The following is a 17,783-nucleotide window of genomic DNA, read 5'->3' as shown; positions in this document are numbered from 1 at the left end:
GAATTTCAATTTAAATGGTTCAGGATTCTTTGAATGCATTATGGATATTAACCCTGAAGAATACAGAATATAGTATTGGAACAAAAATCAAAGTAATCATTGTTCCTACAATCAGACCTGCTATAATTGCAACGGCCATAGAAGCATACATCGGATCGGTCAACAATGGAATCATACCAAGAATGGTAGTGAGAGATGCCATAATAACGGGACGTACTCTCGAGATGGTCGCATCAACCACGGCCTGATACGCGTGAGTCGTAGTTTTTAACCTCACCTGTATCTCATCAAGCAGCACGATCGCATTTTTAATAATCATACCCGATAATCCAATGACACCTACTATGGCAATGAATGAAAACGGTTGTCCGGTCAGCAGAAGTCCCGGAACAATACCGATAACTGACATCGGGAGACACAGTATTATAATCAGCGGCCGGCGATAGTCGTTAAACAGAAGCAGGAGAATAAGAATTATGATGCCGGCTGCCAGGGGAACATAGCTCAGAATTTCCTTCATGGCATCTGTTTTTAATTCCGATTCACCTACCCAGGCGAACTCATATCCTTCGGGCAGGTTTATTTTCCGGATCAGTGGATCAAGTTCAGCCTGCACTTCGGCCGGACTGTGCCCTTCCAGCGGATCGCATTGGGCCTGTATCACCCTTTTGCCATTCAGTCGTCTGACCACCGGTTCCTCATAGCCCATTTTTACCCCATTGGTAACGGCGCTTAAAGGAACTGCAGTTAAGGTCTCCTTCAGAATATCATTCACATTGGATGAACCGGAATACAACCCCATTATTGTATTCATATTCAGTCCTGCACCGATATTCGGTATCGTACTCCAGACCGGAATGTTGTTGAGATCCTCAAATCTGTTACCATCCTTATCACGAACCCTGAAAATAACCTGTAATGGGGTTTCCCCTTCGTACACCTTAGCGACCGGCAATCCGTCCGTGGCTGCCAGTAAGGCATTGCTGATATCATTTCGGGTAACCGATACTCTGTTGGCCGCAACAGGATTATACAGAGCACTGACCGTCTTTGCTTTCGGACTCCAGTCATCGTTCAGGGTATATTTATCCACATCTGCATTCTGAAGCATGATAGCCTTGGCCTCCTCACTTAGCCGTTTTAAGACAGCAGGATCAGGTCCTGTAAACTGGGCTTCAATGGTATGCGATGCTTTAATCGAAAGGTTATACTTCCGGATCCTGGACTGTGCTTCAGGGAAATGTGTCCTCAGATACTTACTGAAAACCGGCCGCATTCTCAGCATAGTTTCATAATCCTTAAAATTCACTATCAGTTCCCCATAGTTATCTGCATTTTCAGTCATCATAGCACGCACAAGCGCATAATGCATAGGTGTCATACCCTGACTGGTTACCACCATATCCACTTCATCATAAGCACTAAAATGATCTGTAATTTCCTTCAGCTTCTCATTCACCTCGTCCGGGGTACTGCCTTTGGGAAGAGTAAACTCTATATAAAACTGGTTGTAATTGAAGTCAGGGAAAAATGTGTTATCCACTCTTGAAAAATTCCAGATGGCAAGGGCCAGCAAAACAAAGGTCACCACTATTGTTCCTGTACGATGATGCATGGCAAATTCCAGGAACCGTTTCATACCCAGATAGAGCGGTTTATTGAAAGGATCCGAAACAGCAGCTTCCTTTCGCAGGGCTTTTTTACGTTTCTTAAAGAAAACAGCTGTGAATAAAGGAACCTGGGTCAACGCCAGCACCCAGCTAATGGATAAGGATATGGCTAAAACCAGAAACAGGTCCCGCACGTATGTTCCGGCGGTATCCGGCGACAGATAAACCGGGAAAAATGCCGCAATGGCTATCAGTGTAGCCCCAAGCAGCGGTATTGCGGTTTGTTTAGCAGGTCTGGTATATGCACTCTTTCCTTTTTTGCCCTGTTTCAGCCCTACCAGTATGCCATCGAGTACCACAATGGCATTGTCCACCAGCATCCCCATTGCCACAATAAAAGCGCCGAGAGAGATGCGTTGCAGGGTACCGTTTGCGGTCAACAGAAAGGGGAATGTTGCAAGAATGGTCAGGATTAACCCGACACCTATGATGATTCCCCCCCGTAACCCCATGGTAAACATCAGTACGAGTATAACAATGATCACTGAAAAGACCAGGTTCCACATAAAGCCGTTTATGGCATTATTCACTTTTTCGGGTTGAAAGAAGACCTTCTGAAAAGTTATACCGGCAGGAATTTGTTTTTTCAGCTCAGCCATCCTGTCCTCCACCCTTTTCCCAACAACCAGAATATTATCGCCGCTTTCCATGGACAAACCAATACCGATGGCTTTCCGGTTATTGACAAACATGGTGTTTCGCATCGGTTCACTGTAGCCCTTTTCAATTGCAGCAATGTCACCCAATCTCACAGATTCACCTGTTGCTGTTTTAATCAGTATATTTTCGAGATCCTCCCTGTCAGAAGCATTCCGGTCAACCTTTACCCTGAGTTTTTCCGTCCCGCTAAGCAGCTCACCGGCATAGAGTTCGCTGGTATGATCACCAAGTGCAGCAAAGATCTGTATCGGTAAAATACCCATTTCGCTCATTTTATCTGCGGTAAGGGTAATATTCATCACCGGTTTCTGCTCTCCGTAAATACTGATCTTACGAACCCCTTTGACATCAGACATATTTTTTTCAATGAAAGAGGCATAATTGCTCATATCCTGGTACGAGTAACCATTATCGGCTATCATGGCATAGAACATACCATAAACATCTCCCTTATCATCATAAACCATTGGTGTCTGAACACCATCCGGCAGTTTGGTCATGGCCATATCCAGTTTATGGCGCAAAAAATCCCACCGCTGCGGAATCTCTTTTTGCGGAACTGTCATTTTCAGTTCTACCTGGATGATCGACACATTGGCTTCCGATCGGGATATGAGTTTATTCAGGTCGGACAGTTCAGATAGTTCCTTTTCCAGAACATCGGTCACCTTAAGCTCCACTTCGTGGGCAGAGGCCCCCGGATATACAGTCACCACACTTGCAACCATGACTGTAATCTCAGGATCTTCAAGTTTACCGAGTCGTTGGTACGAAAAAATACCACCAAAAATCAATGCGACAAGGATAAACCAGAAGATCTTTTTCTTCTTAAATACCAGTTCAGAAATATGCATGATGCAGGGTTTAAAGCAGGTTACCTATATTAGTTTTACTTTCAGGAGCCACAATCCGGACTTTTTCACCTTCCTTCAACAGGTTCAGTCCTCCCCTAATGACTTCATCACCAGGTTTTAATCCGGAACGCACACCGATATTACCATCCTGCACCCTACTGTTAATGTTAATTTTTCTGGCATGAACCAGTGAATCATGAATGATCCAAACATAACTTTCACTGCTTCTTTCAAATACGGCGCTTAAAGGAATAGTAATCATACTCGTATCTTTAGCCTGATACGTAAGATAAACTGATACGTTCATGCCGGAGGCAAGAGGTGTTTCGCCTTCCGGTGTAAAATAGAGATACATTTTATACAAGCCACTGTTATTGGCCTTCTTATTAAAACCTGAAAGTGAAAGAGGAAAAGACTGATCAGGGATATCTTCCTGAGTGCACCAGATGTTATTTATTCTGTCTCTCTTGATGTACAGCTCGGCAGGTACATTAATATCAACCTTAAATGAACTGGTATTAATGAGTGAAGCGATTGGTGTTCCATGATTTACCAGTTCTCCTTCATCGAACATTACATCTGAAATATAACCGGAGAAAGGTGCATACAATTTGGTATCTTTCAACTGGTCGTTGGCATTTTTCAACTTTACTTCAGCCATCTCCTTTCCGGCTTTCATTTTCTCATAATCGTTTTCTGCCACACTTCCTCTTTTTTTCAACTCTGCAATGCGTTCATACTCTTTACGGAGTTGATTTACCTGCGTTGCAACAGCATTTTTCTGAATCTCATAATCACGGGGATCCATCTGAGCAACCAGTTGTCCTTTCTGAACATAGTCCCCTTCTTTTACATAAATCTTCTGAATGGGGCCTGCCACACGAAATGCCAGGTTTACCTGATCAAGTTCTTCTATAACTCCGGGAAACTGCTCTGTTCTATCGGATGGGATTTCAACAGCTTTTGCGGTCTTCACCAATTTTAAATACCCATCTGAACCTTCATTTTTTTTGCCACATGAGGTCAACAAAAAAAATGCCGCCATAACAAGACATATAGCGGCATTTAATAATATACTTCTACGTACCATTAACTCTGGTTTATATTTCTACTAAATGGAAAACTCATTACAAAATTAAAGAAGGTCTGGCACTGAAATGCAATACAACAGGAAGCTTATTACCCAAATGCATAAATCGTGGAGTGAAATGAAAACAGAAGCAGATAAAATACATCAATTCAGAATTCAAATGAATTTGCCACCAGGGGTATTACATTGCACCCAATTTATACTTGTGTTAACCTGCTTTTAAATTTGGTGAGCATGAAATGCTACATGCCCGAAAACAAAAAACACAGACTATCTTCTAACGGATGTACAGAGATCGACAATAATACCACTGCTTACGTTCTAAAAAGTTATCATTACAGCAATATATTGTTCCGGTTAAATTATATAACTTCCTGATAATGATGTATAAATTAACAACTAATCAAGCTTTAAGATTTTAAATTCCAGGATAAGCCCCACAGATATTTCCATTAGATTAATGGTTGAAGATAATTCACTATCCCTGCGTGATGGATAGCTAAAACTAATATATGGATTCATTCTTAGTCCTGAATTGGTATAAACCTTTAAACCTGCAAATAATTGGAAATTTACATTTGTATACGCTTCAAAAAATATATCAGGAAGTGGATGGTCAAAGGAATCTGGTGGGTTTAAGTAATTGACTATTCTACTTACACTATTAATTTTATATTTTTCAAGTTCTATGCCACCAGCAATAAAATGAAATCTACCTTCATTCATTAATGAGATATTACCTGTATGTCTTCTTATTCCAAATGTTTCCTTAACAGTATAAAAAAATCGATCTGTATTTGCTATTGCATAATCAAGATTACAAACTGTTCGATCCGTCTGCCAACCAACTTTTATCTTAAATGAATTGAGGACAGAATATTTTAATCCAATACCATAACTTATATCATTCTGCAAGTTAACAGAATGGAGATTCAAATCATCTATACCCCTTATATTTAAATACTTATACTTTATTAAATTATATGCAACAGATATCTCAAAAGATAATCGGCTATCAGAATATTTATTTAATCTTTTTTCTAATAGATGTGCTGCGATACTATCCTGCTTTTCTATACACAAATCGTTCGAATACTTTTTATTGAACTCATTTACTAAAAGTTCAATATCACCTTTACCAAAATCATTATCTATTATTTTAAGAGCAAAACCAGGATATTCCGAAAGATATTTACTTAATATATAATTAGATTGCCTTTCAGGTAAAACTAAGTAATCTGAATTTTCCAACTTTAAAATGGTTATTTTCTTAAAGTAATTAGGAATATCATTTAAGCTCACACTATACCCTTCTCTATCTGAAAGATAAAGGTATCGTTTATCTTTGTAATCAGGTATATCATACACATGAATCCAAAGTCTGTAAAGCGATAGTCTGTCTTCAATAATTGGTTTTACAAAGAATGAATCAACTTTATTGGTGAGTTTAAATTCTTTTGTAATATACACAGAATTATCTCTTTTATATGACTTTGTTTCAGAGGCTTTTATAAATTCTGTTTGTGAAGATTGATCAGATTTAAACAGAATTATTGTGCTGCTGTCCGGAAAAGATGGAAGACCAATGTACCCTCTAATCGTATCATTAGTATTTGTAATATAGTATCCGGGCATATAATCAACAAACTGGTATTGACCGAAAGTGTTAATATTACTTATTTGTAATAAGAGATATAAGATAAAAATCCTTCGAATAACTTCTTTCATAGCACGTTTATTTACGCTCACCATATGTTCGCTTAAGCATCATACCACTTAATTATACATCATAATTTCCAGTTTAAACCTTTAAAACTCAACTCGTATGAAACAGGCAGGCCTTAATTTCACTGTGTCGGCTTTTAAGCTATAAAGCATACACACTATGGTTTATTTCTGTTGCCAGGCAATTTCATGATTCAGTGTTTATTTCATTCAAAGTCTGATCTAAAAAGGATAGTAATCAATTTATTAAAGGATAAAGGTAACTAATTCAACAAAATCAGCAATAAAAACCAGCTGGGAGTCAGGGACCTTCAGAACAATGTAATCCTGATTTTCGGAAATGTGCTTGCGATTAGGATTCAATTTTCCATTTTTATTTTATATGACTAATTTTAAATATTTCGTTCAATCCTCTTCCCGAAATTCTCATAAAATACAGCCCAGCGTCTAACCTGCTTACATCCAGGATTACCTCTGATCTCAGGTTGCTCATGCACTGCATCTGTTCTTTTCCGTTAAGGCTTACAACAGATATGTCAAGATTTTCATCAACCGGTAAACCATGGATATTTAAATCATACCCTGCCGGATTAGGAAATACCTTTATCCGGCTTTGAATTGTATTAAGGGTGATATCTGTAATCTCGTCAAAATTTGCAATAAGATTCATATCTTCTGTAGCAGTGAATGCAAATATAGCGTTAGAAGAAACTACACTTCCGTTTAGTGTCCAGTTAGTGAATATGTAACCACCGTTTGCAGTGGCACTCAGTGTAACAGTCTCACCATCATCATAGCTGCCTGAACCGATTGTCATGCCCGAATTTGCAGGATTTACCGAGGTAGTTATTGTATGCTGATAAATGGCTGTCGTTCCTGATATATCTACATTATCAAGCTGCCACCATGACGACGTACCCGCTCCTGTTCCCGAAGATTTGTACTGAAAAGCAATATAAACATTGGTTCCTGAAATTGCGGATAAATCGATAGCACCTGAATTTATCCAGGTTTGAGAATTCTCAACCGGATAAGTGAAGGGTAGACCTGTCCAGGTAAAGTTTTCAGGATTTCCGCTACCCGGATAATCTACCGAATATTTTACCCGTACTTCCGGATCAGTGATTCCATTGTCGGTATACCTGGTCCACAAATCAAAACTCAGGGTGATCCCGGAATATCCTGAAAAATCCATAACCGGAGATATTATCCAGTCGTTTGATGCAGCATCACCATTATACCCATTAACGGACAGAGCCTGGTTGTTGCATGTCCAGTCAACATTACTGGTAACTGAATAAGTTGTCCAGCCTGAAGCCGGACAGGCAGAAAAATCTTCCCGCAGTATTTCGGCATCACTATTCGTATTATTATCCGATTCGCTGAGCCACAATGTCGCATTGGTCATAAATACACCATCATCTCCGGTAGCATCTCCGGCATTCAACGGTTGAGACCATCCGGGATAGGTATTCGAACCGTCGTGAGCCGTTTCGTCTTCTGCCACAGAACTATCCCCAAGTCCGACAACCCTGCCCTTGCCAAAACTTGCACAAACAGCCATGACACCTCTGGTACCTGTATTTGAATACCCTTCATAAAAAACCAGGCCTAAGGCAGTTGAGTTGGCGGCCTGGTCTATGGTAAACGTTGCACCGTTGTAAAAAGCCAGGCCATCCACATCACCTGCTGGTCCGTGAAGGATAGTATTTGACGGCAAATCTGCTACATTGGTTGCAGGATCTTTACTTATATTACTACCGGCATCTAAAGTAAAACCAAACGGATTGCTGTACGACATAAAAAAGTCATTCCACACTTCAAGTGCATCCCAACCATCACCATCCCGGTCGGCTATGGCATGATCTGCGATGATAAATAAGCCACCACCATTTTCTACAAAGCTGATCATAGCCTGTTTCTCAGTGCTGCTGAATGGATTATTAGGTTCACACACCACAAAGATGTCATAATTTGACAGATCCTGTGTGTTGGATGAATTATTATACGTAATGGAACCGCTACCGGGTAAGGTTTCAACATAAAACCCACGTTTTACCATTTCAATACCCCAACTTGACAGAGCACCCTGCCAGTAGTTTTCAGGCGTAGAAGAGATTATTCCTGTTTGAGCCGGTACCGGGACTGGCTGATTATCATCAATTATCCAGTCGGCATTACCTGCAGTTTCGTTTTTAGTATTATCAAACAGAATTTTCTTTTGTGCAAAGCCAGTAAGAACAAGCAGTGACATTATAAGGGTTAACAGTGTCTTTTTCATAAAAAGAGAACATTTGTATATACTTATTTTTCAAGCGTTTAAACTACAAATACTTTAGCTAAACAGGACAAATCACAATAAGCATCTGATTATAAATCCTTTATATTGTATTTACTTTACCTTTTGTGGATACCAAATTTTTCATAGTCTGATTTCCGCACAAACAGGCCCATTACAATTGAAGTTTTAAAAATAGGTAAATAAGCGCACAATTCAAATTCTGCTTCATAGGGACAATGTAAAACAGAGTCATCACTTATAATTGAAAAACCATTAAATAATACGGAGAAAATTCTTAATTTATTTATCCGTGTTTCTTCGGTTCAACTCCAGTTCCTTCCATTTAATCCTTATATCCTCTTCTCCATCAAAGTATTTTGCCTGTGAGTCTTTATGAAAGATCTCAAATGAAGGAGCCAGCAAAATTTTATTGGAATCAGGATAATCCACTACATCATGCCCCAGGAATGTTCTGATGTCGAGATAAACACAGGGTTCTGTGGTATGGTTGAATAACTGGTGAGCGCCGGTATCTCCTTTTTCAAAGAACATCAGATCACCTGAGTTTACAATTTCCAGACCTTCGGTTGTTCTGAGCGTCGCTGAACCGGAAACAATCATAAACAGTTCTTCGGCATACCGGTGGGAATGATACGGTGCAGAATACTCTCCGGGATTTAGCTGCCGCAGGTCAAAATTCAGGTTTTCAGGATTTACACCTTTTTTTGCTATTGACATATCTGTGAACAACCTGTAATTATCTATTCTTCGGGGATGTGGCTGGAAATCTCTTTGATCGGATTTGAATAATGTTGCCATAATGCAGAACGTTTGATTTAATAAAAAACACCTGATATACCAGGTTGTTTAGTACTTCAAAGCAATTTATAGAGTTTTCATATTAATTCGCGAATTGCAAATTTAAATACAAACTGATTTTGGTTAAAGATAATCGGCTTTCTGCAAATGGCCGGCAAGCGCAATATCTCATTGCTCATCCTTTCTGCCTGGCCATGGATTTACATGACGTTATAATCACAGGGCTTCACCCTGTGCTATATACTTATTGACCTTTGGCCAATATTGCGAATCTTAAATCGGCAGACGGCGATTTTGCCTGAAGGGCAAACACAGCAATAGCCCGGAGTGAAACTCCGGGTTTATTGATGTATCGGGAATTAATAAACCGGGCAATAGCGCCATTAATCCTGATGCAGCATTTGTCGGTTTTATTCAGGATGCTGATCAATGATGCATTGTAAAAATTCAGCTTTCTGCAAATGGCCGGCAAGCGCAATATCTCATTGCTCATGCTTTCTGCACGGCCAATTTTAGTTACAACAAAAACCCCGGGTGTTACCCGGGGCTATTATAATTATTGCCTTTCAGGCAATTTATGGTTTGTTACTGATCCGATGACTTTAAGTCATCAGATCAGTGTAAATTTTAATCTTTATTTCTTAAGGATGGTTTGCTTGCAAACACCTTTTTCGGTGTAAACTTTTATCAGGTAAATTCCCTGGCCCAATTGGCTCAGATCAACAGTTCGTAAATTACCCCTAATGCCACTGATTAACTGTCCGCTCAAGCTGTAAATCTCAACATTTTGAACATCTGTTTCGGTTGCAATGTTAAGCGTTGTGCTTATCGGGTTTGGATACAACTGCACGTGTACTGCATTTGGATGATGAATGGCGCTGGCAAATTCAAGACTTATCAGGTAAAGATTAGCCACATCAACCTTGGTGATCTCGTATGTACCGGCAGTCAAGGTCGCGGTCAGCACACCACTGCTGATCGTATGAGCTATTCCGTTAATATTGATCTCACCAGAAAAACCTTCGTTAAATACCAGAACTAATGTAGCATCTTCGGCAGTTGTAAACGAAACACTGGTGCTGGATTCAATTTTCAGACACTGGGTCAACGTTAAACCACCATACGTTACCGTACCTTTAGAATCCGATAGGTTCCCTGTTATATCGAAGAACTCACTTGATAAACCTGATAAAGTGAAGTTATGCACCACATCGCCGGTTATCTCACCGGTACCACCGCCAGTGCCTCCTCCGGTTCCGCCACCAGTCGCTACGCTATCGCCCTGAACCGCAACCAGTGTGGTTTCGTAACCTGTTAAAGCTGCTTTTAATGCAGTATTAACTGCATACGACTGATCATCCGCGGCATTATTAAACGTCCATTTAAAATCACCGCCATTTACACGGCCTGCCCACAGCATCACCGTGTTTCTGGCATCAGCCGGAGTTTCTGCGGTGTAGGCATACATCACAGATGCATTGGTATCAAAATTATTATACGTATTGCTGCCATAAGACGATTTTACTGTTGCAGGAACAGTTTCATCACGAGTAGTTGCCACATACGCGTCAAAGTCAACGGTCGGGTTTGGATATCCGGCATCACCATAAGGCACAAAGCGGCGTTGTCCTTCCATGTAGTTATTAAACGCCTTGATCGTTCCCCCATCCTCCTTCGAGAATGTTGGCATATCGGAATAGTCATTGCTCTGTGTGCTTTCGTCGTACACATCCGACCCCTGCATGGATGTCAGCATCGGGTACTTGCAATGGCGGAAATAGTTGCCTTCCACAAACACAGACGATCCCAGTGTTGAGCCAACACCGTATTTTGCGATCCCATCGTAATAGTTGTTATACACATGAGCCGAATAATAACGCACACGCGGGTGACGGGAATCGGAATGGTCGTACCAGTTGTGATGATAGGTGATAAACAGTCCTTCAGTGGTTCCTTCACTCAGGCCCAACAGATTACTTTTACCGGTATCCCAGAAGTGGTTGTACGAAAATGTCACATAGGTGGACTTTTTACAATCCAGTGCACCATCTCCTTTGGCCTGATCCGAATCACTTCCGGCATCCCCGTAAAAAAAGTCACAGTGATGTACCCACACATATTCATTGTCCTGCTGCAAACCAATGTCATCACCTTCATTGCTGTTACAATTCATCAGACCAATGTTCCGAATCTCAATATTCGATGCATTTTTGACCCGGATTCCCCAACCGTCTGCCACAGCATCATCTCCAACACCTTCCAGGGTGATATAACCAGCTGCATTATTGTCATTTTCTATCACGATATCGCCTTTATCCAGGTATTCCGGATCTGTGATCTGACCAACCAAACGCAACACCAGCGGACGGTTATCATCCCCTTTTTTGAACCCTTCCAGAATCGTTTCCAGACCAACACACGGATTCTCATTTGCACCAGTCACTTCCAGTGACACTTTATCTTTTGTGTTCTCTGTAATATACAGAACAACCGCATTATCTTTCAACGTTCCGTCGGCTTTATAGGCTCCGGGAACCCTACCGTTTGAGAACGAAAAACCCGTTCTGTCGTGAGCCAATACAGTGAGTGCCGCAGTCTCTGTTGCTTCGCCTTCTGCATCAGAAATCACCGGAACAATTTTAAGAGAATAGCTACCGGCTTTAAGCCCCGGCACATCCGCACGAAAATACGAACCATAATCACGGATCAGCTGAGGATCGATTTGTTGATCAGTTATTCCTTCACCGGAATAATATACATTGTAGCTATCAGCGTTTTCAACAGGTTGCCATTTTACATATGCAGATTCCAGCCAGCCGGCTGCGTCATCAACAGTTACGGATTGTGCCAACATCGATACAGTAGTCAGCACAATGCCAACAAGCATCATAAATCTTTTTACCATCATTACGTATTTTTCAAGTATAGTTAGTACCAAGCAATTACTACGGCAAATTTAGCATATATAATAACATGAAGACCGTTTTTAAAATGAAAGTATGTTGAAGCTATTTCAAAAGCACAGTTACATCAAGGCATAATTTTTAATATATGTTCTCCAGTCTGAGTTAAAAGGAATAGTAAGATAATTTCCTTCGGGTGTAATCAGAATTTTGGTTGGATAGCCTGTCACATTAAATAATTGGGTCACATGATTATCAACCTCACTTACCGGGAAAACATATTTATTTTCCTTCATAAATTCTTCAAGATTCTGTGAGGCATATGAAAAAGTGTATATTTTCAGATTAGATTGCTTGTTCTCACTGTTTTTGACATACAATTCCTGTAAATCAGGAAGTTCTTTTTTACATGGACTACACCATGTACCCCATATATCAATATAAATCCAACAGCCAGGCTTCTTTTTCAAATCCAGTTTCTCGCCAGGAAAATTTATTGTAATATCCGGCACCTTTGAACTTTGCGTATTGATATAATCTGTCCAGTAGGTTTTAAACGGTTTTTCCAACTTTTGTTCAGAATAATAATGCTGCAACCCGTTCAGATTATTATCAGAAGGTTCTCCGAATGTGATTTCAGTAAGCAGATTCAAAGCCTTGCTGAAATTTTTATTATCATGTAAATACTTAAAATAATCTTTTTGAAAACTATATCTTGTTGGTCTTCCGGTCAACAGAAATGCATCATAAGAGTAAGCATATTTTCTCAGAATATCATATTTGTCCGGGCTGTATTCAGATGCTCTTTGAATAAACATCGCATTTTTGTCAAAATTTGAAAACATGTAATAGTTACTGTATGCCAGTAAATACCTGTTCCACGCACGTTCTTCAGTTAATTTTCTGTCTGTGACTACAGCTTGTAAAAAAGAATACTTTTCCAATTGAGACATGACAGCCATTAGAAGGTCAAGCTTAAGATTTTCGTCGATACCGGCTTTTTGTTCCAGCACTTTTAAAGCAAGCAAACAATACCGTTCAGGCCTTGATTTGAAAAAGGAACTATCCGTAAAACAATCTTTTAAAACAACAAGGTTATCTTTTATCTCTTCAATATCATCAGTCTGATACAATTTGCCCCAGGTGTATATCGGAAGAACCAGTTCATTGATTTTGGGGTTATTTTGCTTCATTATAGCCTCCAGATAAGCCATACCATTTTGCCTATGGGCATTGTCATTAATGCTTTGTGACAATGAATTATGTATTCTGTCAACCAGGAAAGCCGGATATAATTCGTATAACCGAACAGAACTTTGCACAGCCTTTTCAGTCTCTCCCTTGTGCCATAAATCAGAAAGTGAATTCGTTAAATCAAATGCTTCCTTAGGTATCTGAGATGATACTGTTGTTACCATACATAATACCATACTCAGGAAAAAAACCCTGAAAATCTTTGGGGATGTAATTTTTTTCATCGTAATAATTTATTTGTTTCACAGAAGATCAGGAATTATAAAAACATTCTTTCTCAAATCAAGTCTAGTTGCTTATTATAAATGAGAAAGTTAGCAAGTTACAAAATGAATAAGAGATAACTTAATAAAAGATGATCTATTGAAAAAATTTAGTTTCCTTCTAAATAATATAGGTCAAAAAATATACCCGCCTTTGATTCTAAAGGAACAGGGTATAGAAGGTAATTTAAAAATGTTCGGTTGGGAAATAAAAATGAATACCCTTAGGGACGAAATTTCGGATCATGTGAATTTCGTTATGTGTACTGTACTAAATTACGTACCTACGGCACTTCTGTATTCTTCTGGTGATCTTTTTTACCTATATTTAGTCCCTACGGGACTACCTGATTATTGATAACAATGTTAATCTTACTTATGGATTTGAGGCAGAATTAAATTCACTCCAAATTTTTATTTTAACCATAAAATAAGCCCGTTAGGGCTTCCATATCGGTAAAAAACCATAACTTAGGAAGCAATAAAGTCCCCTAGGGACGAAATTACCTTAAAAACCAATACCATGGCTAACACTTACACACAAATCCACATTCATGCAGTTTTTAGTGTACAAAACCGATTATCATTAATACAACAACATTGGCGTGATGAACTCTACCGATATATTACGGGCATAATTCAAAACTATGAACATAAAGTACTGCAAATAAATGGTATGCCTGATCATGTTCATATATTGTTTGGGATGCGGCCTTTGCAATCACTTTCAGAATTAATGCAGGATATAAAAGGTAGCTCATCAAAATGGATTAATGAGCGAAAATTTGTTAATGGAAGATTTTCCTGGCAGGAAGGTTACGGTGCATTTTCATATAGTAAGTCTCAATTACCGGGAATAATAAATTACATTCAAAATCAAAAAGAACATCATAAACGAAAATCATTCAAAGAAGAATATCTGGAATTTCTGGAAGATTTTGAAATTGATTTTGATCATCAATATATCTTTCATGAAATTCAATAAGAAATATAACGTACCTACGGCACTTCTGTATTCTTCTGGTGATCTTTTTTATCTATATTTTGTCCCTACGGGACCTACCTGATTATTGATAACAATGTTAATCTTACTTATGGATTTGAGGCAGAATTAAATTCACTCCAAATTTTTATTTTAACCATAAAATAAGCCCGTTAGGGCTTCCATATCGGTAAAAAACCATAACTTAGGAAGCAATAAAGTCCCCTAGGGACGAAATTACCTTAAAAACCAATACCATGGCTAACACTTACACACAAATCCACATTCATGCAGTTTTTAGTGTACAAAACCGATTATCATTAATACAACAACATTGGCGTGATGAACTCTACCGATATATTACGGGCATAATTCAAAACTATGAACATAAAGTACTGCAAATAAATGGTATGCCTGATCATGTTCATATATTGTTTGGGATGCGGCCTTTGCAATCACTTTCAGAATTAATGCAGGATATAAAAGGTAGCTCATCAAAATGGATTAATGAGCGAAAATTTGTTAATGGAAGATTTTCCTGGCAGGAAGGTTACGGTGCATTTTCATATAGTAAGTCTCAATTACCGGGAATAATAAATTACATTCAAAATCAAAAAGAACATCATAAACGAAAATCATTCAAAGAAGAATATCTGGAATTTCTGGAAGATTTTGAAATTGATTTTGATCATCAATATATCTTTCATGAAATTCAATAAGAAATATAACGTACCTACGGCACTTCTGTATTCTTCTGGTGATCTTTTTTATCTATATTTTGTCCCTACGGGACCTACCTGAATATTGATAACAATGTTAATCTTGCTTAAGTTTCTGAGGCAAAATTCATTACACACCTACGGCACTTTGTTTCATTCATAGATCATTTCTACCTATATACTTCCGCTCCGTGACATTAGATTTGAAAAAAAATCCTTAGAATAGTAATTTGCCTGTCCGGTAAGGTCAATTAAAATTAAGCCCGTCAGTGCTTAAATATGGATAGACGTTAAATGTAAAGATGTAAACGAAGTCCCGTAGGGACGAAATCATAATAATTTATCCGCAATCTGGTTGATCAGGTCAGGTTCAAAGCCTTTACCGCTTAAAAAACGCATCAGCTTCCCTTTGCGTTCAAATTCGCTTTCGGCTTTAATGTATTTTAATTTTGTTTTGGCCAGATCGTATGCCAGATTCTGGTATCCCTCCACTTCTATTTCATCTTCAAGAGCTGCATCTATCAAATGCTCAGGAATTCCTTTCCCATACAACTGGTATCTGATTTTAACTTTCCCCCATTGATTAAACCGGAATTTATCACGCACATAAAATCGTGTAAAGCGCTCTTCATCAATGTATTTCTCTGATACCAGATAACTGATCAGTTTATCATGATCGGCAGGATTTAACTTCCAATCGTACAGTTTCTTCCGGATATCAGCAATGCATTTCTCAGACTTGCTGCATAACGCTGCAGCTCTTGAAAGTGCACTCTGATATGTTATTTCAGCCATATTTAATCTTTACCGGCAATCTTAAAAAAACGGTTCCAGCGGATATTGGCAGGAAATGATTTATCCTTGTCAAGAGATAACCAGACCAATATCGGTTTTCCCACCACATGGTCTTCAGGCACAAAACCCCAGAAGCGTGAATCCACAGAATTATCACGGTTGTCGCCCATCATAAAGTAGTAGTCCATTTTAAATGTGTAAGTATCAGTTTTTTCTCCATTGATGTAGAAAATGCTATCACCAACAGATTTAAACTCGTTGGATTCATAAGTCTGAATGATGCGCTTATAAACAGGGATATTCGTTTTTGTCAGCTCAACTGTTTCTCCCTTTTTAGGGATCCATAAAGGACCAAAGAAATCGGCATTCCAGTCATACAGGTCAGAATGCGGAAAAACCTGCGGATCCCGTTCACCCGGCATCTTTTTCATCGGGTTCACCGAAACCACATTTGACAGCTCCTGTAAGGCTTTAACATTTTCGTCTGTCAATGGCATATGATGGTACACATTATAATTTCCCGCATAGTGCTGATCTTCTTTGGCAATGCCCAGTTTTTCAAAAATTTTAGGATTGATCTGGGTTCCGTTGGTAACGACCATATAGTTAAACTGTATCCCTTTATGGGCTTTCTGTGGAACACCGTTTATCAGTAGACGACCGTTTTTAACCTGCAACGAATCGCCGGGTAATGCCACGCATCGTTTTACATAATTCTCTCTCCTGTCTACCGGTCTCCAGACGATCTCACCGAAATCTATGCCTGGCACGGTATTATTGCGCACCTTTTCACGGCCATATTCCCGGCAGAGTTCATAATAGTCAGGGTTGGGCACCTTTGTACATACGGTATCTCCTGTTGGAAAGTTAAACACAACAATATCATCGTGCTTCACATGTCCGAAACCCGCAAGGCGCTTGTACTTCCACTGAGGTTTTTCAAAGTATGACTTTGTATTTATGATTGGTAGGGTATGCTGAGCCAAAGGAAATGAGAGCGGCGTCATGGGATTTCTTGGTCCGTATGCCACCTTACTCACAAACAGGTGGTCTCCAACCAGCAATGTCTTTTCCAGAGAAGATGTAGGTATTTTATAATTCTGAAACAGGTAAATATTGATCAAACCAACGGCAATTAACGCGAAGATGATGGCATCAAACCATTCCACGATCCAGTGAGGTTTTTTGCCACTCCTGGTCTTCTTATAAAAGTCCCAGGGTACTTTTTTTGATACATACATATCAAAAATAATAAGTACTCCCGGTAACAACCAGAGATTCTGTACCCAGATACAGAACAGGATATAAATTGTTCCCCAGAATACAAACTTAATCAGACCAACCTTCTTTTTCATGTCATCATCTTCTGATTTTAGTAAAATCGTATTACTGAGTTTTTCATAAGTGAACCTTCTATCTTTTGAGAAATATAGCAAACCAAACCAATTGCCAATTACTAATAATATTATTCGTTTATAGGCAGAAAATATTCCAATACTACTGCTATAATCATTATATTTTCTCATTCTAAGTCCGGAAAACCTTTGTCCCAAGGTCCCTCCCAGAACATAAGCAACAGGTAAATACAAAACCAAATATAAACTTGAAAGAATAACTTTTACGATACCTCCCAGGTTCTCCTGATATGTTATGAGTAATATATATAATATGAACAGTGCCAGGTCGATTACGTTTGACACCTGTCTCTCTCTAAAATCAGCGGGCACGAAATTTGATACACTTTTTTTCATCTGGTTATTAGCTTAAA

The 17,783-nt window shown here is 39.0% G+C and carries 12 protein-coding genes; 2 read left to right on the top strand and 10 right to left on the bottom strand.

The genetic code is table 11. The annotated features are described in order from the left end of the window. Positions 1–19 precede the first annotated feature (19 nt). The 8 genes from ACE1EF_RS09405 to ACE1EF_RS09370 all read right to left on the bottom strand — a co-directional run bounded on the left by ACE1EF_RS09405 (position 20) and on the right by ACE1EF_RS09370 (position 13,480). On the bottom strand, positions 20–3,184 hold the full coding sequence (locus tag ACE1EF_RS09405) for an efflux RND transporter permease subunit (RefSeq protein WP_375720397.1): 3,165 nt from the start codon (positions 3,182–3,184) through the stop codon (positions 20–22). Positions 3,185–3,194: 10 nt separating this feature from the next. Beyond that, positions 3,195–4,274, bottom strand: a complete 1,080-nt coding sequence (locus ACE1EF_RS09400; protein ID WP_375720396.1) for an efflux RND transporter periplasmic adaptor subunit — start codon at positions 4,272–4,274, stop codon at positions 3,195–3,197. Positions 4,275–4,673: 399 nt separating this feature from the next. Further along, entirely contained in the window at positions 4,674–6,002 is a 1,329-nt protein-coding gene (locus ACE1EF_RS09395; RefSeq protein WP_375720395.1) for a hypothetical protein, read from the bottom strand. A gap of 370 nt (positions 6,003–6,372) precedes the next feature. Further along, positions 6,373–8,280 (bottom strand): choice-of-anchor J domain-containing protein, encoded by a 1,908-nt coding sequence (locus tag ACE1EF_RS09390; RefSeq protein ID WP_375720394.1) that lies wholly within the window; start codon positions 8,278–8,280, stop codon positions 6,373–6,375. A gap of 300 nt (positions 8,281–8,580) precedes the next feature. Then, a complete protein-coding gene (locus ACE1EF_RS09385) occupies positions 8,581–9,099 on the bottom strand; it encodes a cupin domain-containing protein (RefSeq protein ID WP_375720393.1) in 519 nt (172 codons plus the stop codon). A gap of 244 nt (positions 9,100–9,343) precedes the next feature. Beyond that, entirely contained in the window at positions 9,344–9,592 is a 249-nt protein-coding gene (locus ACE1EF_RS09380; RefSeq protein WP_375720392.1) for a hypothetical protein, read from the bottom strand. A gap of 141 nt (positions 9,593–9,733) precedes the next feature. Then, a complete protein-coding gene (locus tag ACE1EF_RS09375) occupies positions 9,734–12,007 on the bottom strand; it encodes a pectate lyase family protein (RefSeq protein ID WP_375720391.1) in 2,274 nt (757 codons plus the stop codon). Between the two features lie 117 nt (positions 12,008–12,124). Beyond that, on the bottom strand, positions 12,125–13,480 hold the full coding sequence (locus ACE1EF_RS09370; protein WP_375720390.1) for a TlpA family protein disulfide reductase: 1,356 nt from the start codon (positions 13,478–13,480) through the stop codon (positions 12,125–12,127). A 562-nt stretch (positions 13,481–14,042) separates the two neighbouring features. On the opposite strand from ACE1EF_RS09370, the gene tnpA (ACE1EF_RS09365) reads away from it, so the two are divergent. Then, positions 14,043–14,504, top strand: a complete 462-nt coding sequence (gene tnpA, locus ACE1EF_RS09365) for an IS200/IS605 family transposase (RefSeq protein ID WP_375720389.1) — start codon at positions 14,043–14,045, stop codon at positions 14,502–14,504. Positions 14,505–14,758: 254 nt separating this feature from the next. Beyond that, on the top strand, positions 14,759–15,220 hold the full coding sequence (tnpA, locus tag ACE1EF_RS09360) for an IS200/IS605 family transposase (RefSeq protein WP_375720389.1): 462 nt from the start codon (positions 14,759–14,761) through the stop codon (positions 15,218–15,220). Positions 15,221–15,550: 330 nt separating this feature from the next. Here the strand turns inward: tnpA (ACE1EF_RS09360) and ACE1EF_RS09355 are convergent, their stop codons facing one another. Both ACE1EF_RS09355 and lepB read right to left on the bottom strand, forming a co-directional pair. Further along, positions 15,551–16,015, bottom strand: coding sequence for a regulatory protein RecX (locus ACE1EF_RS09355; RefSeq protein WP_375720388.1), 465 nt, complete (start codon positions 16,013–16,015; stop codon positions 15,551–15,553). Between the two features lie 2 nt (positions 16,016–16,017). Further along, a complete protein-coding gene (gene lepB, locus ACE1EF_RS09350) occupies positions 16,018–17,766 on the bottom strand; it encodes a signal peptidase I (protein ID WP_375720387.1) in 1,749 nt (582 codons plus the stop codon). Between the last annotated feature and the right edge of the window lie 17 nt (positions 17,767–17,783).

Source organism: Quyinboa sediminis (assembly GCF_042219855.1).
Lineage (GTDB): Bacteria > Bacteroidota > Bacteroidia > Bacteroidales > UBA5342 > JBHJHP01.
Note: the sequence above shows the minus strand (reverse complement) of the source record. Positions and strands in the feature narration are given on the sequence as shown.